This window comes from Streptomyces sp. NPDC001393 (assembly GCF_053597455.1).
Genome location: NZ_JBSFIH010000015.1, coordinates 126852 through 150843 on the forward strand (window position 1 = coordinate 126852; position 23992 = coordinate 150843).

The 23992-nt window shown below is 73.5% G+C and carries 25 protein-coding genes and 2 pseudogenes; 13 read left to right on the forward strand and 14 right to left on the reverse strand.

Translation table 11 applies throughout. The features are described from left to right. Window position 1: 1 nt before the first annotated feature. Genes egtD through egtA form a run of 4 tightly spaced genes read right to left on the reverse strand, consistent with a single transcriptional unit; the run spans window position 2 to window position 4399 of the window. Window positions 2–961, reverse strand: a complete 960-nt coding sequence (egtD, locus tag ACWC2T_RS18875; protein WP_450671459.1) for an L-histidine N(alpha)-methyltransferase — start codon at window positions 959–961, stop codon at window positions 2–4. Then, entirely contained in the window at window positions 958–1737 is a 780-nt protein-coding gene (gene egtC, locus ACWC2T_RS18880; RefSeq protein WP_450671460.1) for an ergothioneine biosynthesis protein EgtC, read from the reverse strand. Before egtC ends, egtD begins: the two co-directional genes overlap by 4 nt. Further along, window positions 1737–3068: an ergothioneine biosynthesis protein EgtB gene (egtB, locus tag ACWC2T_RS18885; RefSeq protein WP_450671461.1), complete on the reverse strand. Its 1332-nt coding sequence runs from the start codon at window positions 3066–3068 to the stop codon at window positions 1737–1739. Before egtB ends, egtC begins: the two co-directional genes overlap by 1 nt. Then, the gene (gene egtA / locus ACWC2T_RS18890; RefSeq protein ID WP_450671462.1) at window positions 3065–4399 is read right to left on the reverse strand and encodes an ergothioneine biosynthesis glutamate--cysteine ligase EgtA; all 1335 of its coding nucleotides are present in this window, start codon (window positions 4397–4399) and stop codon (window positions 3065–3067) included. Before egtA ends, egtB begins: the two co-directional genes overlap by 4 nt. 277 nt (window positions 4400–4676) lie before the next feature. Here egtA and ACWC2T_RS18895 point away from each other — a divergent pair, with 277 nt between their 5' ends. Beyond that, a complete protein-coding gene (locus ACWC2T_RS18895; protein WP_450671463.1) occupies window positions 4677–5537 on the forward strand; it encodes a TIGR02452 family protein in 861 nt (286 codons plus the stop codon). Here ACWC2T_RS18895 and ACWC2T_RS18900 read toward each other — a convergent pair. Continuing rightward, window positions 5522–5968: a type II toxin-antitoxin system PemK/MazF family toxin gene (locus ACWC2T_RS18900; protein ID WP_450671464.1), complete on the reverse strand. Its 447-nt coding sequence runs from the start codon at window positions 5966–5968 to the stop codon at window positions 5522–5524. The genes ACWC2T_RS18895 and ACWC2T_RS18900 overlap by 16 nt on opposite strands. Window positions 5969–6281: 313 nt before the next feature. Then, a complete protein-coding gene (locus ACWC2T_RS18905; protein ID WP_450671465.1) occupies window positions 6282–6695 on the reverse strand; it encodes a hypothetical protein in 414 nt (137 codons plus the stop codon). A 127-nt stretch (window positions 6696–6822) separates the two neighbouring features. Here ACWC2T_RS18905 and ACWC2T_RS18910 point away from each other — a divergent pair, with 127 nt between their 5' ends. Together ACWC2T_RS18910 and ACWC2T_RS18915 are read left to right on the forward strand one after the other, a co-directional pair. After that, window positions 6823–7494 carry a helix-turn-helix transcriptional regulator gene (locus ACWC2T_RS18910; protein WP_450671466.1) on the forward strand — a complete coding sequence of 224 codons (672 nt, stop codon included), beginning with the start codon at window positions 6823–6825 and terminating at the stop codon, window positions 7492–7494. A 69-nt stretch (window positions 7495–7563) separates the two neighbouring features. After that, on the forward strand, window positions 7564–7992 hold the full coding sequence (locus tag ACWC2T_RS18915) for a hypothetical protein (protein WP_450671467.1): 429 nt from the start codon (window positions 7564–7566) through the stop codon (window positions 7990–7992). 221 nt (window positions 7993–8213) lie between these two features. Here the strand turns inward: ACWC2T_RS18915 and ACWC2T_RS18920 are convergent, their stop codons facing one another. Together ACWC2T_RS18920 and ACWC2T_RS18925 are read right to left on the reverse strand one after the other, a co-directional pair. Continuing rightward, on the reverse strand, window positions 8214–9635 hold the full coding sequence (locus ACWC2T_RS18920; protein ID WP_450671468.1) for an amidase: 1422 nt from the start codon (window positions 9633–9635) through the stop codon (window positions 8214–8216). A 629-nt stretch (window positions 9636–10264) separates the two neighbouring features. Then, window positions 10265–10828 carry an NAD(P)H-dependent oxidoreductase gene (locus ACWC2T_RS18925; protein WP_351208519.1) on the reverse strand — a complete coding sequence of 188 codons (564 nt, stop codon included), beginning with the start codon at window positions 10826–10828 and terminating at the stop codon, window positions 10265–10267. A gap of 100 nt (window positions 10829–10928) precedes the next feature. Between ACWC2T_RS18925 and ACWC2T_RS18930 the strand changes: the two genes are divergently transcribed. Beyond that, the gene (locus tag ACWC2T_RS18930) at window positions 10929–11609 is read left to right on the forward strand and encodes a TetR/AcrR family transcriptional regulator (RefSeq protein WP_450671469.1); all 681 of its coding nucleotides are present in this window, start codon (window positions 10929–10931) and stop codon (window positions 11607–11609) included. A 346-nt stretch (window positions 11610–11955) separates the two neighbouring features. Here the strand turns inward: ACWC2T_RS18930 and ACWC2T_RS18935 are convergent, their stop codons facing one another. Beyond that, entirely contained in the window at window positions 11956–13101 is a 1146-nt protein-coding gene (locus tag ACWC2T_RS18935) for an FAD-dependent oxidoreductase (protein ID WP_450671470.1), read from the reverse strand. Between the two features lie 16 nt (window positions 13102–13117). Further along, window positions 13118–13780: a TetR/AcrR family transcriptional regulator gene (locus ACWC2T_RS18940; RefSeq protein ID WP_450671471.1), complete on the reverse strand. Its 663-nt coding sequence runs from the start codon at window positions 13778–13780 to the stop codon at window positions 13118–13120. A gap of 177 nt (window positions 13781–13957) precedes the next feature. Between ACWC2T_RS18940 and ACWC2T_RS18945 the strand changes: the two genes are divergently transcribed. After that, window positions 13958–14959: a LacI family DNA-binding transcriptional regulator gene (locus ACWC2T_RS18945; protein WP_450671472.1), complete on the forward strand. Its 1002-nt coding sequence runs from the start codon at window positions 13958–13960 to the stop codon at window positions 14957–14959. Window positions 14960–15077: 118 nt separating this feature from the next. Beyond that, complete coding sequence (locus tag ACWC2T_RS18950) at window positions 15078–16514, forward strand: aldehyde dehydrogenase family protein (RefSeq protein WP_450671473.1); 1437 nt, start codon at window positions 15078–15080, stop codon at window positions 16512–16514. A gap of 180 nt (window positions 16515–16694) precedes the next feature. Here the strand turns inward: ACWC2T_RS18950 and trxA are convergent, their stop codons facing one another. Continuing rightward, a complete protein-coding gene (gene trxA, locus ACWC2T_RS18955; protein ID WP_450671474.1) occupies window positions 16695–17069 on the reverse strand; it encodes a thioredoxin in 375 nt (124 codons plus the stop codon). A gap of 141 nt (window positions 17070–17210) precedes the next feature. On the opposite strand from trxA, the gene ACWC2T_RS18960 reads away from it, so the two are divergent. Further along, window positions 17211–18650: a dihydrolipoyl dehydrogenase family protein gene (locus tag ACWC2T_RS18960; RefSeq protein WP_450671475.1), complete on the forward strand. Its 1440-nt coding sequence runs from the start codon at window positions 17211–17213 to the stop codon at window positions 18648–18650. Between the two features lie 8 nt (window positions 18651–18658). Here ACWC2T_RS18960 and ACWC2T_RS18965 read toward each other — a convergent pair whose 3' ends face one another. Beyond that, on the reverse strand, window positions 18659–19303 hold the full coding sequence (locus ACWC2T_RS18965) for a peptide deformylase (protein ID WP_450671476.1): 645 nt from the start codon (window positions 19301–19303) through the stop codon (window positions 18659–18661). Between the two features lie 233 nt (window positions 19304–19536). Here ACWC2T_RS18965 and ACWC2T_RS18970 point away from each other — a divergent pair, with 233 nt between their 5' ends. Beyond that, window positions 19537–19725 (forward strand): hypothetical protein, encoded by a 189-nt coding sequence (locus ACWC2T_RS18970; RefSeq protein WP_450671477.1) that lies wholly within the window; start codon window positions 19537–19539, stop codon window positions 19723–19725. Between the two features lie 36 nt (window positions 19726–19761). Then, entirely contained in the window at window positions 19762–20337 is a 576-nt protein-coding gene (locus ACWC2T_RS18975) for a GNAT family N-acetyltransferase (RefSeq protein ID WP_450671478.1), read from the forward strand. Window positions 20338–20345: 8 nt separating this feature from the next. On the opposite strand, the pseudogene ACWC2T_RS18980 reads toward ACWC2T_RS18975, so the two are convergent. Next, window positions 20346–20426, reverse strand: a pseudogene (locus tag ACWC2T_RS18980) (tetratricopeptide repeat protein); the annotation flags it as partial. Then, window positions 20427–21257: an alpha/beta fold hydrolase gene (locus ACWC2T_RS18985; RefSeq protein ID WP_450671479.1), complete on the reverse strand. Its 831-nt coding sequence runs from the start codon at window positions 21255–21257 to the stop codon at window positions 20427–20429. A 218-nt stretch (window positions 21258–21475) separates the two neighbouring features. Here ACWC2T_RS18985 and ACWC2T_RS18990 point away from each other — a divergent pair, with 218 nt between their 5' ends. From ACWC2T_RS18990 to ACWC2T_RS19005, 4 genes and pseudogenes are all read left to right on the forward strand, one after another. Next, window positions 21476–21667, forward strand: a complete 192-nt coding sequence (locus tag ACWC2T_RS18990; protein WP_450671480.1) for a hypothetical protein — start codon at window positions 21476–21478, stop codon at window positions 21665–21667. A gap of 44 nt (window positions 21668–21711) precedes the next feature. Then, window positions 21712–21804: pseudogene (locus ACWC2T_RS18995) on the forward strand (fluoride efflux transporter CrcB); the annotation flags it as partial. 17 nt (window positions 21805–21821) lie between these two features. Next, window positions 21822–23042 carry an MFS transporter gene (locus tag ACWC2T_RS19000; RefSeq protein ID WP_450671481.1) on the forward strand — a complete coding sequence of 407 codons (1221 nt, stop codon included), beginning with the start codon at window positions 21822–21824 and terminating at the stop codon, window positions 23040–23042. A gap of 411 nt (window positions 23043–23453) precedes the next feature. Continuing rightward, window positions 23454–23933 (forward strand): inorganic diphosphatase, encoded by a 480-nt coding sequence (locus tag ACWC2T_RS19005; RefSeq protein WP_450671482.1) that lies wholly within the window; start codon window positions 23454–23456, stop codon window positions 23931–23933. Window positions 23934–23992: the final 59 nt, after the last annotated feature.

The following is a 23992-nucleotide window of genomic DNA, read 5'->3' on the forward strand; positions in this document are numbered from 1 at the left end:
GTCACCGCGCCACGCTCAACGACAGCGCGAAGCGGCCCTGTGCGTCCGTCCACCAGCGGGTCAACTCCAGCCCTGCCGCGGCCAGTTCGCTGCTCACTCCCTCCTTGCGGAACTTCGCCGACACCTCGGTGCGCAGCTCCTCGCCCGCTGCGAAGTCCACGGCCAGGTCCAGCGCGGGCACCTTCACGGTCTGCGCGGTACGGGAGCGCAGCCGCATCTCGATCCACTCGTGCTCGGCGTCCCAGCGGGCCACATGGTCGAAGGTGTCCGGATCGAAGTCGGCGCCCAGCTCACGGTCGATGACGGCCAGTACGTTCTTGTTGAACGCGGCGGTCACCCCGGCCGCGTCGTCGTACGCCCGGACCAGCACCCGCTCGTCCTTGACCAGGTCCGTGCCGAGCAGCAGCCCGTCGCCCGGCGCGAGCAGGGACCGTACGGTGGCCAGGAAGCCCGCGCGTTCGGCGGGCAGCAGGTTGCCGATCGTGCCGCCGAGGAAGGCAAGCAGCCGGGGGCCGGGAGTCGCGGGCAGGGCCAGCGGGGCGGTGAAGTCGGCGATCAGCGCATGGACGTCGAGGTCCGGGCGGTCCGCGACGAGCGCCTGCCCGGCCTGGGTGAGCGCGCTCTCGCTGACGTCGACCGGGACGTACGCCGCGGGCGAGAGCGCGTCGAGGAGATAGCGGGTCTTCTCCGAGGAGCCCGAGCCGAGTTCGATCAGCGTGCGGGCGCCGCTCGCCGCGGCGATCTCGCCGGACCGGCCGACGAGGATCTCCCGCTCGGCGCGCGTGGGGTAGTACTCGGGCAGCTCGGTGATCTGCTCGAACAGCTCGCTGCCGCGGGCGTCGTAGAACCACTTGGGCGGCAGCCACTTGGGGCTGACGGTGAGGCCGTGCCGGACGTCGGCGCGCAGCGCGGCCTCCGTCGCGTCTTCGGGGAGTGTGCGGGTCACGTGCAGGGGGCTCACGTACAGGGCTCCTTCGTTGGTGCGGATGCCGGATCCTCCAGCGGTGCGAGCAGCACGCCGGCGCGGCTCGCGGTGAGCACGGTGCGGTCGGGGACCTCCTGCCAGAGCGGGTCGTCGTCGTAGGGCTCGGAGGCGACGACCGTGCTCCGGCCGGGCTCCGTGCGGTACCAGAGGGTGTCGCCCCAGGCGGTGGCGGCGATCGTCGTGCCGTCGGTCAGCAGCAGGTTGAGCCGGGAGGCCGGGGCCGCCCCGGCCAGCTGCCGAACCGTTTCACCGAGCGCCCGGTCCGGCTCGTCACCGCAGCGCAGCCGGTGCAGGACCAGCGCCCAGACGAACGCCGAGTCGGTACGGGCCTGCAGCGACAGCAGCTCCACCGGGGGCAGCGCGGACACCAGCGGTGCCGCCGAGTCGGGCCAGCCCGCGAGCGCGCCGTTGTGGCTGAACAGCCACCGCCCCGAGGCGAAGGGCGCCGCGGCGGCCTCGGCGTCCGCACCGGCGAGCGTGGCGTCCCGCACGGCGGCGAGTACGCAGCCGGAGCGCACCACCCGGGCCAGATCGGCGAAGGACAGGTCCGCCCAGATCGGCCCGGCGCGCCGGTAGCGCGCCGGGACGGGGTCCTCGGGGGCGTACCAGCCGACCCCGAAACCATCGGCGTTGACCGTGCCGTAGCGTTGCCGCCGCGGCGCCCACGACTGGCGCAGCAGGCTGTGCTCGGGCTCCACCAGAAGCCGGCCGAGCGGCTCCTCGGGCCCCACGTAGGCCAGATGACGGCACATCAGGCGGCCTCCGATCGGGCGGTGCGGAACCCGGAGAAGATCTGCCGCCGGATCGGGTAGTCCCAGTTGCGGAACGTGCCCCGGCAAGCCACCGGGTCCACGGCGAACGAACCGCCGCGCAGCACCTTGTACTCGGGGCCGAAGAACACCTCCGAGTACTCCTTGTACGGGAAGGCCTGGAACCCGGGGTACGGCAGGAAGTCGCTCGCCGTCCACTCCCACACGTCGCCGATCAACTGCCGTACGCCGAGCGGTGATGCACCGTCGGGACAGCTGCCCGCGGGCGCGGGCCTGAGGTGCCGCTGGCCCAGGTTGGCGTGCTGGGGCGCCGGGTCCGCGTCGCCCCACGGGTAGCGCATGGAGCGGCCGGTGGCCGGGTCGTGCCGGGCGGCCTTCTCCCACTCCGCCTCCGTCGGCAGCCGCCGCCCGGCCCAGCGGGCGTAGGCGTCGGCCTCGTACCAGCACACGTGCAGCACCGGCTCGTCCGGCGGAACCGCCTCCGTGACCCCGAAACGCCGCCGCAGCCAGCGGTCGCCGTCCCGGCGCCAGAACAGCGGCGCGGTGATCGCGTGCTGCTTGACGTGGGTCCAGCCCTCCGGGGTCCACCAGCGCTCGGTGTCGTAGCCGCCGTCCTCGATGAACGCCTGGTACGCCGCGTTCGTCACCGGTGTGGTGTCGATCCAGAACGGCGCCACCTCCCGGACGTGCGCCGGGCGTTCGTTGTCCAGCGCCCACGGCTCGGTGGAGGTGCCCATCGTGAACGGCCCGCCGGGAACGAGGACTTCGGCCGGGCCGGTGAACAGCGGGGCCGGCTCCGGGTCCGGGGCGGTCAGGACCTGCGGGCCCGTTCTGAGCTGATGGGTGATCAGCATCGTCTCGTCGTGCTGCTGTTCGTGCTGGGCGATCATCCCGAAGGCGAACCCGGCCTCGGTCAGCCGGGTGCCGTGGAAGTCCGCGTCCGCCAGCAGGTCCATGACCCGGCCGCGCACCTCGGCCGCGTAGCGGCGGGCCTCGGCGGGCGGCAGCAGCGGCAGCGAGGGCCGCTCGGCCCGTGGATGCTCGAAGGCGTCGTACAGGCTGTCGATCTCGGGCCGCATGGCGTCCCGGCCGCCGACCCCCCGGAGCAGCCACAGCTCCTCCTGGTTGCCGATGTGTGCCAGGTCCCACACCAGCGGGGACATCAGCGGCGAGTGCTGCGCGGTGAGATCGGGCTCCTCGACGCAGCTGGTCAGTAGCGTGGTGCGGTCCCGGGCCGTGGTGAGGGAGGCCAGCACCCGCTCGCGCAGCGTCTCGGTGTCCACCTCGGTCGTGTCGGTCTCGGGGACGGTCATGTGCGGATGTCCTTCCTCCCGTGGGCGGTGCGGCCGGGCCGGTACGGGGGCAGGCCCCCGCCGTCCACTCGGTCCAGCAGGTCGTCGGCCGGGCAGCGGCCCCGGGCGACATAGCGGTCCAGGTACGCGGCCACCGCGTCGGTCACCCCGGCGGTGGCGCCGAGCCGGGGCAGGGCCTGGAGCGCCGCCGTGAAACACACGGCGGCCACCTCGCGCAGCTCCGGGTCGGCGAGGCCGAGGCGGGCCGCGTCGGTCCACAGCGGGTTGTGCGGGGCGGGCAGGTTCAGGGCCCGTTCCGCGAGGCGCTTGACGCTCCGGTACACGGTTTCGGCGGCCTCCTGGTCGTCGAACAGCGCCGCCGTCACTGCGAGCGGCACGATCCAGCCGTCGTCGCCGGGCTGCGCGTCGATCATCCGCAGCTCCAGGTGGCCACGCGGCCGGACCGGCGGGAACAGGGTGGTCAGGTGGTAGTCCAGATCCGCCCGGGTGGGCGGCCGGGGCGATCCGGAACGGGTCCACTCACGGAAGGTGAGCCCCTCGGGCACCTCCCACGGCCCGCTGTCCCGGCGCACACACATCACCGGAGAGTCGAGCACGTGCCGGGCCCAGGCCGCGCGCGGCTCGCCGTCCAGCGGTGGAGCGCCCGCGCGTCCGGCGTCGATCTCCAGCCACAGCAGCTGCCGGGTGGACCGCCAGCCCGTGGGCTCGCGGCCGACCAGCGGGGAGTTGGCGAACGCGGCCACCAGGACCGGCCCCAGCTGATGGGCCAGCCACCAGCGGCGCCGGTACCCGAGTGGACCCGGTTCCTCGTGGCCGGCGTCCAGGCAGACCTGCACGGAGGCGGAGGCGCACATCATGTGCCGGCCGGCCGGACCGGTGCGGTCCAGGCAGGTCTCCATCGCGTCGTAGCGCGGCTCGTGCAGGAACCGGCGGGGGATGTGCCAGGGGTCGTGGCCGATGCCGACCAGACCGAGCCCTTCCTCGGCGAGGACGGCGCGGACGGTGTCCAGGTCGGCGGAGACGGTGCCGATGCACTCCATCAGGGAGGCGGCGGGCGGCGAGCTCAGCTCCAGCTGGCCGCCGGGTTCCACGGTGAGCGGCGACCGCAGGGGCAGGGCCCGCAGTGCGGCGTACGCCGCTCGGAGTCGTTCGGGTGTCACGGGGAGCTGCGGCATCCGCAGCTCATGGACGAGCCACTCCAGTTCGACACCGAGTGCGCGGGGTGGCCCGGTCTTGAAGCAGATGCCCTGGACCAGGGCCTCCGCCTCGGCTTCGGCGACGGCGGTGCGGTGGTCCGTACAGTCGCCACCATCGCTCTGTGAATCGGACATGTCGGGATCCTCCTGAGATTCCACCATGTCGCCGGCCCGGTTCGGACGTGGGGCCGGGCAGGCGTGCGTTCCACCCAAGACCCTCGAGCCGATTCGCACAAGGGTGCCCCTCGGTACGTTCCGGTTCGGTCACCTCCGTTTCCGTATGCGTTCGCGGACCGTTCCGGGGACGGGAAACTCCGTTGCACGGCATCACCAGCATCACCCAGGATGCGTGCATGAGCACGACGGGGGAGACCGCGCAGGCCGCGGGCACGGCGCCCACGGGGGTGGCGCCATGAGCGCGCGCCTGCGCGGGATCGCCGCGGAGACGGAGCAGATCGTCGCGGCGGGCCGGTACCGCTTGCCGGACGGCCGCGAGGTGTCCGTCGCGGCGGAGATCGAGGCCGCGCGGGCTGGCACGCGGATGTTCGGTCCGCAGCCGGTCTCCCTGCGGGAACCGGCCCCGGTACGGCAGACGCCCACCGTTTTCCAGGTCACCGGCGAGAGCAGTCTGGAAGCCGCCCGCCGGCTGGCCGGTGCTCCGGTCGCGGTCCTGAACTTCGCCTCCGCGCGCAATCCAGGCGGCGGCTATCTCAACGGCGCACAGGCCCAGGAGGAGGCCCTGTGCCGCGCCTCCGCGCTGTACACCTGCCTGCTGGAGGTCCGGGAGTTCTACGACCATCACCGCGCCCACCGCGACCCCTTCTACACGGACCGGGTGATCCACTCCCCGGCCGTCCCGGTCTTCCGTGACGACCGTGGCCGGCTGCTGTCCGAGCCGTACCTCGCGGGCTTCCTGACCGCGGCCGCCCCCAACGCGGGCGTCGTACGGCGCACGGAACCGCAGCGCGCCGCCGAGTTGCCGGGCGCGCTGGCGGCGCGGGCCGAGCGCGTGCTGGAGACGGCCGCTGCCTGCGGCTACGGCCGACTGGTGCTCGGAGCCTGGGGCTGCGGAGTGTTCCAGAACGACCCCGCGCAGGTCGCGGGCGCGTTCCGGGCACTCCTCGGCCCCGGCGGCCGGTTCGCCGGGACGTTTGAGCACGTGGTGTTCGGGGTGCTGGACCGGACCCCGGGAACGGTGGTCCGGGAGGCCTTCGCCCGGGCCTTCCCGGAAACCCCGGCCGGGGCGCCGTACGCCGGTCAGGTCCAGCCGTAGCGCTCGTGCAGCCGCTGCCGGACGAGGTTGAACCGCATCCGGTCGATCGCGCACGCCTCGCGGCGCATGCCCTCCTCGTGCAGCCGCAGCACGCGGTCCACGTCCACCCATGAGTCCCGGCCGGACCGGTCCCACGGCCCGCTGCCGATCGCCACCCACTCCCGGTCGCCGTCGTGCCGCTTGCTGGAGAGCTGTACGGCGAGCAGGGTGCCGGCCGCCTCCCGGGCGACGACCAGCACCGGGCGGTCCTTGCCCCGGCCGTCGTTCTCCTCGAACGGCACCCAGGTCCACACGATCTCGCCGGGGTCCGGGTCGCCGTCGTGGGCCGGGGAGTACTCGGTGCGCACCCGGCCGACCTCGCGCGGGTCGGCCTCGGTGGTCGCGTGGGGGCCGAAGCGGCCGGGGACGTTCTCATCGGTAAACGTGGTCACGGGGGCACCCTAGTGCCAAGCTCCCGCAGGTCAAGGGGCGGCTGTCGGCGGGGGGTTGCCGATGGCGCGCTACTTCGGCTACGCCGGTGCCGGTCGGGCCGGCCGCGACCGTGACGTGCCGTGGGCCCCACAGTGGTGTGCTGTCGGCCCCGACCGTGGCGCGTGGGGCCCGCTGTGTGTGGGCGGCCGGGCGGTAGTGCCGGTGATCCGGGCCGAATCGCGCGGGGCCGGTGTTGTGCCGGTGATCCGGGCCGAATCGCGCGGGGCCGGTGCTGTGCCGCTGTCCGGGCTGTAGTCGTCGGGGCGGGGGCGGTCAGGTCTCGGGGCGGGTGCCGATTTGCATTCCCGGGCGGCGCTGATGCACGGTCACATAGGTCAGGCCCGCCTCGCCCGCACTGATGCTGCGCGGCGCCCCGTGCGGCAGCCAGGCCAGGGCGCCCTCGGTGAGCGGCTGCGGTGCCTCGGCGGGGCCCGCGCCGAGCACGCCGTCCCCGGCCACGACCAGGACCATCACATCCAGCTGCGTCTCGGTGTGCGCCGTGATCCGGTCGCCCGGCGCGAGCCGGACCACGTTGGCGTCGAGTTGCCGTCCGCTCTCGGCCAGCTTCCACAGCACTCCGCCCGGCAGTGGCGGAGACTCCGCCAGGGCCCGGGTGTCGCACAGCACGCGTGCCTCGTCCGAGGTGCGGTCGGCCGGCCCGGTGTGGGTGGCTGAGCGCGACGTCATCTGGTGTTCCCCTCGGCTCTTCCGTTTCCCTGCGAACAGGTACCCACTGTTGCCCCCCGTGCTCACTCTACAATTAATACAAGTAGAGTTCGTGAAAATGAGCGCAGGTGGGAGAGGGGTTCCGGAGGTGACCACGCGACAGAGGCCACGCCGCCGAGAGGTGCTGGACGTGCTGCGCGCGGCGCCCTCGCCACTCGGTGTCGCGGAGACGGCCGAGCGGATGGGCGTCCACCCGAACACGGTGCGGTTCCATCTGGACACCCTGGTGGCCGAGGGCCTGGTCGAGCGCCGGGCAGAGCCGTCCTCAGGGCCGGGCCGGCCCCGCACCGTCTACACCGCGCGTCCCGGCATGGACCGCGGCGGCATGCGTGACTACCTGCTTCTCGCCCGCATCCTGCTGAGCCGGTGGGCGTCCGCCGACCCGGCGACGGCGCGCGAGGAGGCCCTGCAGACGGGCCGGGCGTGGGGTGGTCACCTGGTGCAGCCGCCGCCCCCGTTCGAGGAGCCGACGGCAGACCGCTCGGTGGCCGCACTGCTCGCTCTGCTGGGCGAGCTGGGCTTCGCACCGCGGGCGGAGGGAGCCGACGAGTCCGGCGCTCCACCCCGGCTGATCCGGCTACGGCACTGCCCCTTCCTGGAACTCGCCGAGGAACACGGGAGGTTGGTGTGTCCGCTCCATCTGGGCCTGATGCAGGGCGCGTTGACCCGGCTGGACGCCCCGCTGACGGCCACCGGCCTGGAACCCTTCGCCGAACCCGACTTCTGCGTGGCCCACTTGGCCGCGACCAAGGCCGCCTAGCCGACGTACCCCCCTCCACGCGCTCAACGCACTGCACCGCCGGCCCCCGGCGGAGAGAGGCCCCCGCACATGAACGGCACGTCCGCCGCCACCGCGAGCGCTGTCACCTTCGTCTGGCTCGGCATGGTGCTGGCGATCTCCTTCCTGGAGGCGCCGCTGAAGTTCCGAGCGCCGGGCGTGACCATCCCGGTCGGCCTGGGCATAGGCCGGCTGGTCTTCCGCGCGCTGAACGCCGTGGAGGCGGTGCTGGCCGTCGTCGTCATCGCCGCGATCGCCGTGGGCGGTGCCCCGGCCGGGATCACCTCGCTCACCGCGGTCCTCGCGGTGCTGCTCCTCGCCCAGCTGGCCGCCGTCCGGCCCTGCCTCAACCGCCGGTCCGACCGGATCCTCGCCGGGGAGGAACTGCCCCGCTCCCGCAGTCACTTCTGGTACGTGGGACTGGAGATGCTGAAGGTCATCGCGCTGATCGCCCTGGGAGTCGGCCTGCTCACGGTGTGACGCCGTGAGGTCGTCGCCCCCGAGGTCCGCGCCCCAGCCGCAGGGGACCCGCGGCCCCGCCCGTCACCGTGGAACGCCTCCCCTCGGACCCGACCCCGACCCGCAGCAGGGGTCGGCGTCCGCCCGGCACCTGAACCTCCCTCCGGCCCGGCCCCCCTCGCACGCGCCCGTCCATCGACGCGTCGTCGGTCACATGTCACAAGGCGCGGGCGAAACAGCCGTCAGGCGGCCCGTGGTGCCGAGGCGGATTCCGGCGGCCACCGGTCCTGCCAGCGCAGCTCCGTCTCCAGCTGGGCGGCGACGGACACCAGCAGTGGTTCGCTGTGCGCGGGCCCGAGCAGTTGCGCGCCCACCGGCAGGCCGTCACCGACGAACCCGGCGGGCACGTTCACACCCGGCCAGCCCAGCACGTTCCAGGGCCAGGCGTACGGGCAGGCGGCGATCATCGCCCGGTCCGTGGCCAGCCCGCGCAGCCGGTACAGGGCGCCGATCCGGGGCGGGGGAGCGGCCGTCGTTGGCGCGAGGATCACGTCGTACCGCCCGAAGAACCCGCCGATCCGCCGGTGCAGCACCGCCTCCGCGCGCCGGGCCGCGCGCAGCGGGGCCCCGCCGAGCAGCCGGCCGAGGCGGGCCGCGTCCCGGGTGCGCGGGTCGAGCAGCGCCGGGTCGGGGGCCTCGCGGACGTGTTCGGCGATACCGGCGGTGGCGCGCGGCACGAAGGTCAGCCCGATCTGCCCGTACGGCGGGTCGGCCTCCTCCACGTGGTGCCCCAACGCGGCGAGTTTCCCGGCGAGTTCGACGACCCGGGCGCGGATCTCCGGGTGCAGCCGGGCAGCTACGGCGGTGAACGGCGGCTTCAGGGACAGGGCGATGCGCAGCCGGCCCGGGTCGCGGCCGACCGCGTCCGCCACGGAGAGCGCGGGCGGCCGGTGCGGGTCCCGGTCGTGGTTGCCGCTCGCCGCGTCCAGCAGCAGGGCCGCGTCGGCGACCGTCCGGGCGAGGGTGCCGTTGACCGTGATGCCCTGGAAGGACTCACCGCGCGGCCAGGTGGAGATACGGCCCCGCTGCGGCTTGATGCCGACCAGGCCGGTCCACGCGGCCGGGATGCGCACGGAGCCGGCGCCGTCGGAGCCGAGCGCCGCGGGGACGAGCCCGGCCGCGACGGCGGCGGCCGAGCCCCCGGACGAACCCCCGGGCGTGTGCCCGGGGTGCCAGGGATTGCGGGTGTCCCCGAACGCGGCTCCCTCGGTGAACGGCCACTGCCCCAGCTCGCACGTGTTGGTCTTGCCGACGATCACGGCACCGGCCGCGCGCAGCCGCCGTACCGCCTCCCCGTCCTCGGCGACCGCGGGGAACGTGCCCGCGCAGCCGAAGGCCGTCGGCTCCCCGGCCACGTCCATGTCGTCCTTCACCGCCACCGGCACGCCGAGCAGCGGACGCCGCGCCCCGCCGGCCAGCTCCCGGTCGGCGGCGTCCGCCTCGGCGAGCGCGGCCTCGGCCCGCACGATGCGGAAGGCGTTCAACGTCCCCTGTGTGGCCTCGATGCGGGCCAGCGCCCGTTCCACCAGCGCACGGGAGGTCACCTTCCCGTCGGCGAGTGCACTCCGGGTCTCGACGAGGCCGGCGGAACGGTCGTGCGGCATGGGCGGCACCTCCGGGAGACTCCGGGACTGATGTCTACCGAACGGTAACGTCACCGTCGGGCAGCCGTACGGGTTTCGCGCGGATGCCCCGGGCCGGACAGGCGTCGGCGGGCGATCTCGTCGGCCGCCCGCGCGGGGGTCACGCCCTCGCGTTCCGCTGTGTCGAGCAGTTCCCCGGCGGTCTGTTCGATGGCGAGGACCCGCGCACCTGCGGATACTGCTCGCCACGGGCCTGGTGACCCGCGCCAGGGACGGCCGCCGGGTGCTGTACCGGCGCAGTGGGCCGGCCGAGCGGCTGGGCGCCGATGGGGGTGACGCGGTCGGCTGACGGTTGGCGGCGGGCGACTCGTACGCGGCGGGGGCGACCGCCGGTGTCGACGGAGCGTTTCGAGCGGCTGGAGGAGACGCTGCGGATCTGTCTGCAGATGCGGGACGACCCTGCGGCTGATGGAGGGCTGCACCGAGCTCGGCACCGACACGGTGATCCTCTGCCCGCGGCTCGGCGGGACCTCCGCGTGGAGGGTGTGCCTCGCGGCGCCGCGGTGGAGCGGCTGAGCGGCCTCGACCAGGCCACGCGTACGCGGAAAGGGGCCGGACGGGATCCGGCCCCTGCGCGCGGTGCGTGCGGCTCAGGCGGCCGCGGCCTCGCCCACGTTGCCGTGCAGCCGGGCGACGACCTCGGTCAGCTGGGCGGCGACCTCGGCGTCGTCGACCGGGTGGGTCTCGGCGAAGCGGGTCAGGGAGCCCGGGATGGACAGCTTGATGTCCTCGATCACCTTGCCGCCGGCGATGCCCACGGCCTTGCGGGCCTCGTCCTGCGCCCACACGCCGCCGTACTGGCCGAAGGCGGTGCCGATCACGGCGACGGGCTTGCCGCCGAAGGCGCCGGCGCCGTACGGGCGGGACAGCCAGTCGATGGCGTTCTTCAGGACGGCCGGGATGGTGCCGTTGTACTCGGGGGAGAAGAGCAGGAAGGCGTTGGCGGCCTGCGCGGCCTCGCGCAGCTTGGCGGCGGCGGCCGGGACACTGCCCTCGACGTCGATGTCCTCGTTGTAGAAGGGGACGTCGGCCAGGCCCTCGAACACCACGACCTCGGCGCCCTCCGGAGCGAGCTTGACAGCGGCCTCGGCGAGCTGGCGGTTGGTCGAACCGGCACGAAGGCTGCCGACGAGCGCGAGGATGCGAACAGACATGGGGAACTCCAAGAGGCTGAAACATCGCCGATACGATCCGGACCGAGGTCCGGTTAAGTTTGTATCACTCTAAGCGGACCGCGGTCCAGTTTTGTTCCCGATGCTTTACGCTGTCTTCATGTCCAGCGCTCTGCCGCCCTTCCCGTCACCTCAAGAACCCCTCGACGTCCCTCAGTTGCTCGAGGTGGGCAGCGGGCCCGAGGAGCCGTGCCTGCGTGCCGACGCGGCGCGCAACCGGGCCCGGCTGCTGGAGGCTGCCGCGCGGCTGATCGCGGAACACGGTGTGGCCGGGGTCACCATGGAGGCGGTCGCGGCGGCGGCCCAGGTGGGCAAGGGGACGGTCTTCCGACGCTTCGGCGACCGCACGGGACTGCTGATGGCCCTGCTCGACCACTCGGACCGCAAGCTGCAGGCGGACTTCCTGGGCGGGCCGCCGCCGCTGGGGCCCGGAGCGCTGCCCCTGGAGCGCCTGCGGGCGTTCGGCGTCGCGGTGCTGTACCGCAGGGTCGAGCAGCTCGACCTGTTCCTGGGCGCCCAGACGGAACCCACCCGCCGGTTCTCCCACCCGGCGGTCACCGCGCTGCGCACGCACATCACGATGCTGCTGCGGCAGATCGTGCCGGACGCCGACTGCGAACTGCTGTCCCAGACCCTGCTGAACTCGCTCGACCCGGCCCTGATCCACCATCAGACCAGGCAGTGCGGGATGCCCATGGAACGGCTGGAGGCCGGCTGGATCGACCTGGTCGCCCGGGTTACCGGCACGCGCGCCCCCAGCTGAGCCCGCACTCTACGCCCGGCGCCCTCCCCGACACCCCGCCCACGCCCCTCACGCGGCCACTCCGCCGAGCCCCCGGGCGGCGATTCGTACGCGGCCGGCCCCCCGGGGGCCATGGGGACGCCGGCCAAGCCCCGGGCGGCGATCCCCACGCAGTTGATCTGCTCGGCATGGGGCCCGGCCACTCCATGGTCACCGGGCCGAGCCCCGGCCGGCGATCTGCGCCCGGTCTCCCCGCTGAGCCCCGCTCGGCCACCCGCAGTCGCCCACCGGGCGGCGGCCGTCCGCTTGGCGCCACCCATGGCAACCCCGATCCACATCCACCCATGGCAACTCCGCTCAGCGCCCGTCAGCCGCTCTGGGGTGCGAAAAGGTCGAGCAGGCCCTGTGGCGCGTCGGCGCGGAACAGCAGCGCGGCATTCTGCGCGGACTCCGCCGCGGAGGCCTCCGCGCGCCGGAACATCCGGTCTTCGTAGGCGGTGAGCGCGGCCCCGGTGTCGTCGGGGTGCGCGGCCAGTGCGAGGCCCAGTTCGGCGCCGTCGAGGAGTGCCAGATTGGCTCCCTCGCCCGCGAACGGCGACATCAGATGGGCCGCGTCCCCGAGCAGGGTGATCCCGGGCACCCGGTCCCAGCGGTGGCCGACCGGCAGCGCGTGGATCCGCCGGGGCACCAGCGCCCCGTCCGCGTCGCCGACCAGGGCCCGCAGGGTCTCGTCCCAGCCGTCGAACTCCTTCAGTACCGCCGCCTTCGCCGCCTCGGTGTCGCCGAAGTCGATGCCGTCCAGCCAGTCCTCCGGCGCCTCGACGGCCGCGTACACATGCAGACTGCCGTCGGTCTCGCGGTGCGCGAGGAAGCCACGGCCCGCGCCGAGCGCGAAGAGCATCCCGCCGCCTACGACCGCCGCGCTCGCCGGATGGCGCAGGTCCGCCTCCCGCAGGTCGGCTTCCACGAAGGACACACCCGTGTACGAGGGCCGGGCGGGGGAGAGCAGCGGGCGGATCCGGGACCACGCGCCGTCCGCGCCGACCAGCAGGTCCGTGGTGAACCCGGTGCCGTCCGCGAGCGTGACCTCGTGCCGGCCGTCGCCCAGCGGGCGCGCTCCGGTGACCTTGGCGCCCCAGCGGACCGTGCTGCCGGGCAGTGAGCCGAGCAGCAGCTCGCGCAGGTCGCCCCGGTCGATCTCGGGCCTGCCGCCGGCGCCGTCGTCATCCTCGGTGAGCCGGACGGTGGCATGCCGGTCCAGGACACGCATGGCCTGGCCGCCGGTGTGGACCCGTTTCAGGAACTCCTCGTGCAGCTTGGCCGCCCGCAGCGCCTCCTGGCCGGAGTCGTCGTGGATGTCGAGCATGCCGCCCTGGGTCCGGGCGGTCGGCGCGGGGTCCAGGTCGAAGAGGGCGGCCTCGATGCCGTGCACGTGTAGCACGCGGGCGAGCGCGAGCCCGCCGAGCCCCGCGCCGACGACGGCGATCGGGTGGTGGGGGCGATGGCTGGTCATGGGACCTCCTGGCGGGTCAGTCGGGTACGGCGGTGCGCTCGATGCCGTTGATCAGGGTCTGGAAGGCCCAGGACAGGCGGGCCTCGGGGGTGCCGGCGAGCAGTGCCCCGGCGCTCGCGGCGATGTGCGGATGGGTGTCGGCCGGCGCCTCGCGCAGGGCGCGGGTCAGGGCCTGCCAGTCGCCCGCGGAGTCCTCTCCGGCGTGCTCGGCGGCGGTGGCGGTGGCGTGCTGCAGCAGCAGGTCGACGCCCCACGCGGCCTGTTCGCGCGGTACTCCGCCCGACTGGAGCAGGTCCAGCAGGGTCTCGATGAGCCGCAGATAGTTCGGGCCGCTCGGCCACGCGGTCAGTGCCGAGCGGGCCAGGCTCGGATGCTCCAGGAGCATCGCGGTGTAGGCGGTGAGCACCTTCTCCAGCCCCTGCCGCCAGTCGCCCTCGGCCGGGGCCGGGGCGACCGTGCCGAGCAGCTCGTCCAGGACGGCGGCGTGCAGTTCGTCGGTGTTGCGGACGTACACGTACAGCGAGGCGGGACCGGTGTCGAGCTCCTGTGCCAGCCGCCGCATGGTCACCTTGCGCAGTCCTTCCGTGCGCAGGATCGCGACGGCGGCGGTGACGATGCCCTCCCGGGTCAGGGCGGGCTTGGCGGGACGCTCGCGACGGGAGCGGGGAGCAGCGGTCATGCCTTCACAGTAACGAACATGTTCGGCACGAACAAGTACGTGACGAACGTGTTCGCCGAGCGTCGTGCCGTCCCCTGCAGCTCACTCGAGAAACCGCCTGGCCCTTTTCGTCGAAAGCCGAACCACGTCGCCCCGCCTCTTCCCGGTCCCCGCGCCTCTGCCAAGATGCGGACTGTCATGGTGCAGATACCGAACACGCCCACGAGTGCCGATGTGGCCCGCCTGGCGGGCGTCTCGCGCGCGACCGTGTCCTACGTCCTCAACAACACCAGCGCCGTACGGATCAGCGAACCGACGCGCCGCCGGGTGCGCGAGGCCGCGCGGGAACTGGGGTACGTCCCCCACGCCGCCGCCCGCAGTCTGCGCGCCGGGCACAGCCGTATGGTCCTCATGCCCGCCCCCGCGATCCCGGTGGGCCCGCTCTACAGCAGGTTCCTCAACGAGCTGCAGTGGGAGCTCGGCCGGCTCGACTACACCGTCGTGCAGTACGGCAGCGTCGGCCTCCAGGGTGACGAAGCGGCCCGCGCCTGGGCGGAGTTGCGGCCGGTCGCCGTCCTGGTGCCCGGCGCGGACCTCGGGCCGCAGGGCGTCGGGGTTCTCAAGCGTTCCGGTGCCAGGGCCGTGCTCACCCTCGGCCCCGGACGCGTCGACGGCGCGCACGCCCTGCTCATGGACCACGACGCGGTCGGTGAGTGTGCGGGCGCCCATCTGTACGCCCGGGGCCGGCGCCGGATCGGTGTGGTGGTGCCCGAGGAGTCCGGCCTGGAGGCGTACTCCCGGCCCCGGCTCGCCGGTGTGCGCCGGGCGCTGCACGGCACGGACGCCGCCGTCACGGAGCTGCCGCTCGCGTACACGGAGGAATCGGCGGCTCAACTGGCCGCGGGCTGGCGGGAGTCGGGGCTGGACGCGGTGTTCGCGTACAACGACGAGTACGCGATGCTCCTGATGCGTGCCCTGCAGGACGCCGGGATGCGCGTCCCCGAGGACGTGGCCGTGATCGGCGCCGACGACCTGATGCTCGGCCGGCTGCTGCGGCCCCGCCTGAGCACGGTGCATGTCGAGCTGCCCTCGGGCCGCGACCTCGCCGAACTCGTCGACCGGGCGGTCCGCGACCCCGGCGGCGAGCCGGAGGTGCACAAGGTGCTGGGCGCCTCGGTGATCCCGCGCGAGTCCAGCTGACCCGGTCCCCGGCCGCTGCCGGGCTTCCGGATCTCCGTGTCGCGATGTAGTTTCGCGCTCAACCAAGTAGCGTCGAGGCGACAGTTCCCCACCGCCCGGCGATCGATCGGAGAGCCGTATGCCGCTGCTCGACCCGAAGACCTGGCAGGACCGCAGCCTTGCCGGACCCGCCCACAGCGTCACCGAGCCCGCCACCGGCGACGCGCTCGGCACCGTCACCCTCGCCGCCCCCGAGGACGTCGGTGACGCCGCGCGCGCCGCACGCGCCGCCCAGAGCGCCTGGGCCCGTGCACCGCACTTCCAGCGGGCCCAGGTGCTGCGCCGGGCGGGGGACCTGTTCACCGAGCACGCCGGGGAACTGCGCGAATGGCTGGTGCGCGAGTCCGGATCGATCCAGGGCAAGGCGGACTTCGAGCTCCATGTGGCCGCCCAGGAGTGCTACGAGGCCGCCGCCCTCGCCTCCCGTCCGACCGGTCAGGTGCTGCCCAGCGAGGCGCCCCGGCTGTCGTACACCCGCCGGGTCCCGGTCGGCGTGGTGGGCGTGATCGCCCCGTTCAACGCGCCGCTGATCCTGTCCATCCGCTCGGTCGCGCCGGCCCTGGCGCTCGGCAACGCGGTGGTCCTCAAGCCGGATCCGCGCACCGCCGTCTGCGGCGGCCTCGCCCTGGCCGCCGTCTTCGCGGAAGCCGGCCTGCCCCAGGACCTGCTGCACGTCCTGCCCGGCGGCGCGGAGACGGGCCGGGCGCTGGTGGAGGACCCGCTCGTGCCCGTCCTGTCCTTCACCGGATCCACCGCGGCGGGCCGCGCGGTCGGCGAGGCGGCCGGCCGCCATCTGAAGCGGGCCCACCTCGAACTCGGCGGCAACTCGGCCCTGATCGTGCTGGAGGACGCCGACCTCGACGCCGTCATCTCCACGGCGGCCTGGGGCTCGTTCTTCCACCAGGGCCAGATCTGCATGACGACCGGCCGTCATCTCGTGCACGCCTCGCTCTACGCCGAGTACGTCGAACGGCTCGCCGCCAAGGCCGACTCGCTCGCCGTCGGCGACCCGTACCGCGAGCAGGTCCACCTCGGCCCGGTCATCGACGCGGGACAACTCGCCAAGATCGACGGCCTGGTGCGCACGAGCACCGCCCGCGGCGCGAAACTCGCCGCGGGCGGCACCCACGAACAGCTCTTCTACCGGCCGACCGTGCTGGCCGACGCGGGCGACCACACCCCGGCCTACACCGAGGAGGTCTTCGGCCCGGTCGCACCGGTCCGCTCCTTCAGCACCGCCGAGGAGGCGGCGGCGCTCGCCGCGGACGGCCCGTACGGCCTCTCCCTGGGCATCGTCACCCGGGACACCGCCCGCGCCCTGGACCTCGCCGAACGGATCCCCACCGGAATCGTCCACGTCAACGACCAGACCGTGAACGACGAGGCCGTGGCCCCGTTCGGCGGCGTCGCCGCGTCCGGCACCGGCGCACGCTTCGGCGGCGAGGCCAATCTGGAGGCCTTCACCGAGCTGCGCTGGACGACCGTACGCGGCGACGTGGCGCCGTACCCGTTCTAGGCCCTGTCGTCAAATTCCCGCCTGCCCCGCGACGCCATGCACGCACTCTCGCCGCACCGGGGCCGGGCCCAAGTACATCCAGTACGAGGGCCAGGCCCCGGCACGCCGAGAGCACGCACCTGACGCCGCAGGGCCCGCCCTCCGGGCGGACGGCGGGAATTTGACGACAGGACCTAGGCCCTACTGCGCCTGGCCCTCCTGGGCCGCGATGCTCTTGCGGACCTCGTCCATGTCCAGGTTCCGGGCCTGCCCGATGAGGTCCGTCAGCGCGGGCTCGGGCAGCGCGCCCGGCTGGGCGTACACGGCGACCCTGTCCCGCACGATCATCAGGGTCGGGATCGACTGGATGCCGAAGGCCTGGGCCAGCTCCGGCTGGGCCTCGGTGTCCACCTTGGCGAAGACCAGGTCCGGGTTGTCCACGGCGGCCTTCTCGTACACGGGTGCGAACTGGCGGCACGGCCCGCACCAGGCAGCCCAGAAGTCGATCAGCACGAAGTCGTTGTCGGTGACCGTCTGGTCGAAGTTGTCCTTGGTCAGCTCCACGGTGCTGCTCATGGCGTGAGTCCCTCTTCCTGGTGTGGGGTGTGCCGACGGCGGAAACACGGCCGCCGGACCGCCTATTCCACACGCGCACGTCTGTCGTCCGGCGCTCGTACCCATGTGGCCGTCGCGCACACCACCCACCAGACTGACCCCATGAGGGAAACGACGGAATCGGAATCCATCGCATACGACATCGTGGTGCTCGGGGCCGGGCCCGTGGGGGAGAACGTCGCCGACCGCACCCGCGCGGCCGGTCTCACCACCGCGGTCGTGGAGAGCGAGCTGGTCGGCGGCGAGTGCTCGTACTGGGCGTGCATGCCCAGCAAGGCCCTGCTCCGGCCGGTCATCGCCCAGGCGGACGCCCGCCGGCTGCCCGGCCTCGACCAGGCGGTCCGGGGCCCGCTCGACACCCCGGCCGTCCTCGCCCGCCGGGACGAGTACACCTCCCACTGGAAGGACGACGGCCAGGTCGCCTGGCTCGACGGCATCGGCGCCGACCTGTACCGCGGCCACGGACGGCTGGCCGGCCCCCGCACGGTCACCGTGGCGGCTCCCGACGGCACGGTGACGACCCTCACCGCCCGGCACGCCGTCGCCGTCGCCACCGGAACCCGCGCCCAGCTGCCCGACCTGCCCGGCCTCGCCGAGGTGAAACCGTGGACCAGCCGCGAGGCCACCAGCGCCAAGGCCGCGCCGGCCCGGCTGATCGTCGTCGGCGGGGGAGTGGTGGCCACCGAGATGGCCACCGCCTGGCAGGCCCTCGGCTCCCGGGTCACCGTGCTGGTGCGCGGCAAGGGCCTGCTGAACCGCATGGAGCCGTTCGCCGGGGAACTGGTCGCCGAGGCGCTCGTGCAGGCCGGCGCCGACATCCGCACCGGCACCTCCGTGGAGTCCGTCACCCGCGAGAACGGCACGGTCGTGGCCGTCACCGCCGCCGGCGACCGTTTCGAGGCCGACGAGATCCTCTTCGCCACCGGGCGTGTCCCGCACACCGACGACATCGGCCTGGACACCGTCGGCCTGGCGCCCGGCTCCTGGCTGGACGTCGACGACACGCTCCGCGTCACCGGCACCGACTGGCTGTACGCCGTCGGCGACGTCAACCACCGTGCCCTCCTCACCCACCAGGGCAAGTACCAGGCCCGCATCGCGGGCGCGGCCATCGCCGCCCGCGCGGTCGGCGACCCCGTGGCGGACGAGTCCTGGGGCGCGCACGTGGCCACCGCCGACCACCACGCCGTACCGCAGGTGGTGTTCACCGACCCCGAGGCCGCCGCGGTCGGCCTCTCCCTCGCCGAGGCCGAACAGGCAGGCCACCGCGTCCGCGCCGTCGACGTGGAGTTCTCCGCCGTTGCGGGCGCCGGCCTGTACGGCGACGGCTACAAGGGCCGCGCCCGCATGGTGGTCGACCTCGAGGACGAGGTGCTGCGCGGTGTCACCTTCGTCGGTCCCGGCGTCGGCGAGCTCATCCACTCGGCGACCATCGCCGTCGCCGGCCGCGTTCCCGTCAGCCGCCTGTGGCACGCCGTCCCGTCGTACCCGACGCTGAGCGAGGTATGGCTCAGGCTGTTGGAGGCCTGCCGCGACAACTGACCTTCTGTTTACGGCAGTTGGAAGCCGAGCGCGTCGGCGGCCGCCTGTGGTGTGGGCTCGCTCCACAGCGCGGCGACCGCCTCGTTCGTGGACAGCGAGCGCAGTTCGGCGCGGTCCAGGTAGAGGGTGCCGTCCAGGTGGTCCGTCTCGTGCTGGACGATCCGGGCGGGCCACCCGGTGAACAGCTCGTCCAGCGCGCGCCCGTGCTCGTCCTCGGCGCGCAGCCGCACCTCCGCGTGCCGGGCCACCACCGCCTGCCAGCCCGGCACGCTCAGGCAGCCCTCGAAGAACGCGGCACGGGCGGTGCCCACGGGCTCGTAGACCGGGTTGACCAGGACACGGAACGGCTGCGGCACCCGGCCCCGGGCCTTTGCGACCTCCTCGGGCACCGGCGCCGGATCCTCGAGGACCGCGATCCGCAGAGGCACGCCGACCTGCGGCGCGGCGAGGCCCACACCGGGGGCGGCGTGCATGGTGAGGCGCAGGGCCTCGACGAAACGGGCGAGCAGGGCGGGACCCAACTGGCCCTCGTACGGCTCGGTGCCGCGCCGCAGCACCGGCTGCCCGGCGGCGACGATGGGCAAGGGGCCGCCGGTGGCGAGGAGTTCCTCGACCCGCTCGGCGAGCGGTGCGTGATCACGGAGAGGGGCCATCGCGCCAGCATGCCATGCCACCCGGCCGCCGACGGGCACACTCTCGCCATGACGCCGTGAAGCAGCGTGATCCGGCACGCCGGTGCCAACTCCGGCGTCCAGAAGATGGACAGGGCCACACCAGAGGGAGACCTGGACATGGCTCGGGAGGGCGGCCGGGGGGAGTTGGTGGGCCGGGTGCGTCCGCGGTCGGCGACCGGACGAAGGAGCGGCTCCGGCGTTCGCGGGAGACCGTGGCCCGCCTCGCCGGCCTGCGCATGTGCCGCCGGCCGGATGGCGAACGGGACCGCGAGGCGGTCCTCGCCGACTTCGTCACCGCCCTGCCGCCCGGCGACGCGCAGGTGCCGCGTGCCCTGCTCGACAGGTCCGGAACCGGTCTGCCGGACTCCACGGACACCGGGGAGGGCCGTGCGGAAGACTGACCGCCCATGGGAGCGTCCCTGACCCCGAGGAGAGAGATGACGTTCTCGGTACGGTCCCTGACCCCGGACACCTTTGCCGACCTCGCCCGGCTGGTCGCGGAGCACGACGGGGTCTGGGGCGGCTGCTGGTGCATGGCGTTCCACGAGGAGGGCGTCGGCCGCACCAAGACCCCCGAGCAGAACCGGACGGAGAAGGAGGCACGGGTCCGCGAGGGCCGGGCACACGCGGCCCTGGTGTACGACGGCCCCGACTGCGTCGGCTGGTGCCAGTTCGGCCCGCCCGCCGAGCTGCCCCGGATCAAACACCGCCGCGCCTACGAGGCCGGCCCTCCCGCCCCGGCCGACTGGCGGATCACCTGCTTCTTCGTACACCGCGCCCGACGCCGCACGGGTGTGGCCTCGGCCGCGCTCGACGGCGCCCTGCGCGAGATCGCCCGGCTCGGCGGCGGCACGGTGGAGAGCTTCCCGCAGGACACCGAGGGCACCCGGGTGTCCGCGTCCTTCCTGCACAACGGCACGGTCGCCCTGTTCGAGGGCAGGGGCTTCACCCGTACCCGGCGGCTGGGCAAGAACCACTGGGTGGTGACACGCACGGTACGGCCGTCCGCCTGAGACGCGCCGTCCGGCACCTCCTCGACCAGACCGGTCAGCACCCGCGCCGCGTCCGCGTAGTCCTTGGCGTCGAAGAACTGCCGCGCGCGCTAATGATCCGCGCCCGGGGGTCGTGGGGCCACCTGTGTGGTGAGGAAGTCCAGCAGGGCGGTGTTGAAGCGCTCGGGCTGCTCGGCGCCGGGCAGATGCCCCGCCTTCTCGACGACGGTCATGATTGCGTGCGGGACGAGACGGTGGATCGCCTCGGCTTCCGCGACAGGCGTGTAGAAGTCGTCCGCGCCGACCACGATCAGGACCGGTTGCCGTACGGTCGCCAACGTGTCCCGGTAGTCGGGGCGTTCGGCCCGTCCGCGCAACGCCGCCGCCGCCCCACGGGGGTCGGTGGCGCGCATCATGCCGAGGACCCGCTCCGCCACCTCGGGCATCGCCGTGACGTTGTACGGGGCGAGCATCTTGTCGATCACCTCACCTGCGTAACCGTCCATCCCCTCCGCGAGGAGCCGGTCGGCCAACCGGTTGCGGAACTCCTTGCCCTCGTCGGTTTCGGCGGGCGCGGAGGTGTCGGACAGGACGAGGGCGTGCACCCGTTGCGGGTGCCGGCGCTGGAACTCCATGGCGATCTGCCCGCCCATGGACACACCGCCGACCACCGCTCGCCCGATGTCCAGGTGGTCGAGGAGCGCGGCGAGGTCGTCGGCGAAGTCGGCGAGGAAGACCTTGCCGGGGTGGACGCTGCTGCGGCCGTACCCGCGCAGATCGGGGGTGATGACCCGGTATCCGGCTTCGGTCAGTGCCCTGGCCTGCGGTGCCCACAGGGTGCGGTCGAAGGGGTGCCCGTGGATCAGCAGGACCGGCAGACCGGCCGAGGGCCCGAGGTCGGCGTAGTGGATGGTGGCGCCGCGCAGGACTACGGCGTTCATGTCAGGCACACGGACTCCATGATCGGCAGGTCGGACGGTGTGTCGCTGATGCTCGGGATCTCTCCCGGGGTACAGAGGAGAGCTGCTCCGGGGCAGCCCGGGGCAGTCCGTGGGAGCGTAAACCCTGCCCCTGGGGGCAAGGTCAACTCGCTGCGCCGTCCTGTTGCGGGCGCCGGAGCCTGACGGCCAGGAAGTGCGGCTGTCGGTGGGTCTTCTCGTTGCGGCACGAACCCCGCCGCGAGCAGCTCGCCGAGGAACCGCTCCTCGGCGAGCAACTGCCCGCGCGCGTCGATGTGGTGGTGGACGAGAGCCATGACGACCAGGTCGAACGACCGGTCCGCCACGACCTCAGCGGCTCCCCGTTTCCGGAACTCCGCGAGGTAGTGGCCGGCCCCGCACCCGAGATCTGACGGCTCTCACCGGACCATTCTCGCAGCCGACCGATGTATGGTGAGCCGCGGTGGCCGCTGCTGCCTCATCCCACGTGCGGTTGCTCCTCGGTACCGGGTTCTGCGGTGCGTTGACCACGTACTCGAGGTTGTCGTTCGCGGAGGTGCTGTGGGCATGGACCAGCCGGTGTCCGACGAGCGGGAGGCGGACCGGTCGTCGGTGCGCATGAGGCCCTGGCGGTTCGTTGTCTGGTTCGGCACGGTCAGTCTGCTCGCCGATTTCGTCTACGAGGGCGCCCGTTCGATCACCGGCCCGCTGCTCGCCTCGCTGGGTGCGTCCGCCCTCGTCGTCGGCGTGGTCACCGGCGCCGGTGAGGCTGCGGCGCTGGGGTTGCGGCTGGTCTCCGGCCCGCTGGCCGACCGCACGCGCCGCTTCTGGGGCCTGGCGATCGCCGGGTACGCCCTGACGGTCCTCTCCGTCCCGCTGCTGGGCGTGGCCGGGGTGCTGTGGGTCGCGTGCGCACTGGTGATCGCCGAGCGGGTCGGCAAGGCGGTGCGCTCCCCGGCGAAGGACACGCTGCTCTCGCATGCCACCGCCGCCACCGGGCGGGGCCGTGGCTTCGCCGTCCACGAGGCGATGGACCAGATCGGCGCCCTGGTCGGCCCGTTGCTGGTGGCCGGTGTGCTCGCGCTCACCGGGAACGACTACGGCCCCGCGCTCGGTGTGCTCGCCGTCCCCGGCATCGCCGTACTGCTGCTTCTGTTCTGGCTCCGGGCCCGGGTGCCCGACCCGGAAGCATACGAACGCGAGGTGACGGCCGCGGCGTCCACGACACCGGACGGTCGGGACGGGCGGCTGCCGAGGGAGTTCTGGACCTACGCCGCGTTCACCGCGGCCACCACGACCGGGTTCGCCACCTTCGGCGTGCTCTCCTACCACCTGGTCCAGCGACATCTGCTGTCCGCAGCATGGGTGCCGGTGCTGTACGCGGCGGCGATGGCCGTGGACGCGGTCGCCGCACTGGCCACCGGGTGGCTCTACGACCGGGTCGGCCCGCGCGTGCTGATCGCCCTGCCCGTCCTCACGGCGGGCGTGGTGGCGCTGGCGTTCACCGACACAGTCGCCGTCGCGGCGCTCGGGTCGCTGGTGTGGGGCGCGGCGATGGGCATCCAGGAGTCGACCCTGCGCGCGACGGTCGCGGACCTGGTGCCCAGCGGGCGGCGGGCGACCGCGTACGGCCTGTTCGCCGGCGTGGTCGGCGCGGCGAGCCTGGCCGGTGGCGCGCTGACCGGTGGCCTGTACGGCTACTCGATCCCCGTCCTGATCACGGTGGTGGTCGCCATCCAGGCGCTGGCCGTGGTGCTGCTGCTGGTCATCAGGACCGATCGCCGCTGACACGGAGTCGGCCGCCGGTCAGGGGGCCGGCACGTTGGTGCAGCGCGGGTCGTGGGCGGGGACGCACAACACCTTTTCGCCGGGGCCGTGTTCGTCCTTCGTGATCTCCACGGCCACCATGAACCCCACGTCGTCCTCCGTGTCGTAGCGCGTCAGCGGGACGGCGGTCGAGGCCGTCGGTCCTCCACTCGTCGCAGGTCGGCAGGCGGCGGAAGGTCCGTGCCCGCACGCGGGGCGAGAACGGCGGGTGCGCGTAGGGCTCCTCCTGGTCGGCGCCTCGGCTGGTTGCCGCCCCGGCCGTCCGGCAGGAGACTGCTGGTGTCCGGCGACGGGGTTCGCCGCCTATCGCTCCGACGCGGTGCGGACGGCCTCCACCCGCTGACCCTGCTCACGTCCGAGGAGGTCAGGGCCATGCCCCGGATCACCGTCGACATCGACGCCACCGCTTCCTCCACCATCCGCACGTCCGACGACGGCGCCTCCGGCCGCCTCACCGCGACGGGCTGGCCGGTCGGACACGGCCGCATCCCCGACACCCTCGACGCCGACGGGTTGCCCCTGGACGCCCTGGTGCTGATGCCCGAACCCGCCCTGGCCGGCACCACGGTCCCTGCCTGGCCGCTGGGCGTCCTGCACCGCATCGGCGCACAGTCCGCGCCCGCCGCACCCGTGCTGCTGTGCGTGGCCGAGGACCCTTCCTTCGTCGACCTGGTCGACACCGACGACCTGCCCCGCTGGCACGCCGAAGGCGAGGCCTGGGCCGCCGTTCTGGCGCGCCTGCAGCGCCGGACCACCGGCGAGGTCATCGACTGCGGCACCCGCGCCGAGGCCGAGCATCTGATCAGCGACGCCCATCACGCCTACGAGCGGCTGACGGGCTGCCTCGAATGAAGAGGCAACGGGTCCGTCAAGATTCACCCAAGCGCTGCACAGGAAGCCTTAGGTAAGGC

Excerpts from the sequence above, each read along its gene's own strand:
- egtC (WP_450671460.1), bottom strand. The coding sequence starts at position 1,737 with ATGTGCCGTCATCTGGCCTACGTGGGGCCCGAGGAGCCGCTCGGCCGG.
- egtB (WP_450671461.1), bottom strand. The coding sequence starts at position 3,068 with ATGACCGTCCCCGAGACCGACACGACCGAGGTGGACACCGAGACGCTG.
- egtA (WP_450671462.1), bottom strand. The coding sequence starts at position 4,399 with ATGTCCGATTCACAGAGCGATGGTGGCGACTGTACGGACCACCGCACC.
- ACWC2T_RS18895 (WP_450671463.1), top strand. The coding sequence starts at position 4,677 with ATGAGCGCGCGCCTGCGCGGGATCGCCGCGGAGACGGAGCAGATCGTC.
- ACWC2T_RS18905 (WP_450671465.1), bottom strand. The coding sequence starts at position 6,695 with ATGACGTCGCGCTCAGCCACCCACACCGGGCCGGCCGACCGCACCTCG.
- ACWC2T_RS18915 (WP_450671467.1), top strand. The coding sequence starts at position 7,564 with ATGAACGGCACGTCCGCCGCCACCGCGAGCGCTGTCACCTTCGTCTGG.
- ACWC2T_RS18920 (WP_450671468.1), bottom strand. The coding sequence starts at position 9,635 with ATGCCGCACGACCGTTCCGCCGGCCTCGTCGAGACCCGGAGTGCACTC.
- ACWC2T_RS18925 (WP_351208519.1), bottom strand. The coding sequence starts at position 10,828 with ATGTCTGTTCGCATCCTCGCGCTCGTCGGCAGCCTTCGTGCCGGTTCG.
- ACWC2T_RS18930 (WP_450671469.1), top strand. The coding sequence starts at position 10,929 with ATGCTTTACGCTGTCTTCATGTCCAGCGCTCTGCCGCCCTTCCCGTCA.
- ACWC2T_RS18935 (WP_450671470.1), bottom strand. The coding sequence starts at position 13,101 with ATGACCAGCCATCGCCCCCACCACCCGATCGCCGTCGTCGGCGCGGGG.
- ACWC2T_RS18940 (WP_450671471.1), bottom strand. The coding sequence starts at position 13,780 with ATGACCGCTGCTCCCCGCTCCCGTCGCGAGCGTCCCGCCAAGCCCGCC.
- ACWC2T_RS18945 (WP_450671472.1), top strand. The coding sequence starts at position 13,958 with ATGGTGCAGATACCGAACACGCCCACGAGTGCCGATGTGGCCCGCCTG.
- ACWC2T_RS18950 (WP_450671473.1), top strand. The coding sequence starts at position 15,078 with ATGCCGCTGCTCGACCCGAAGACCTGGCAGGACCGCAGCCTTGCCGGA.
- trxA (WP_450671474.1), bottom strand. The coding sequence starts at position 17,069 with ATGAGCAGCACCGTGGAGCTGACCAAGGACAACTTCGACCAGACGGTC.
- ACWC2T_RS18960 (WP_450671475.1), top strand. The coding sequence starts at position 17,211 with ATGAGGGAAACGACGGAATCGGAATCCATCGCATACGACATCGTGGTG.
- ACWC2T_RS18965 (WP_450671476.1), bottom strand. The coding sequence starts at position 19,303 with ATGGCCCCTCTCCGTGATCACGCACCGCTCGCCGAGCGGGTCGAGGAA.
- ACWC2T_RS18975 (WP_450671478.1), top strand. The coding sequence starts at position 19,762 with ATGACGTTCTCGGTACGGTCCCTGACCCCGGACACCTTTGCCGACCTC.
- ACWC2T_RS18985 (WP_450671479.1), bottom strand. The coding sequence starts at position 21,257 with ATGAACGCCGTAGTCCTGCGCGGCGCCACCATCCACTACGCCGACCTC.
- ACWC2T_RS19000 (WP_450671481.1), top strand. The coding sequence starts at position 21,822 with ATGGACCAGCCGGTGTCCGACGAGCGGGAGGCGGACCGGTCGTCGGTG.
- ACWC2T_RS19005 (WP_450671482.1), top strand. The coding sequence starts at position 23,454 with ATGCCCCGGATCACCGTCGACATCGACGCCACCGCTTCCTCCACCATC.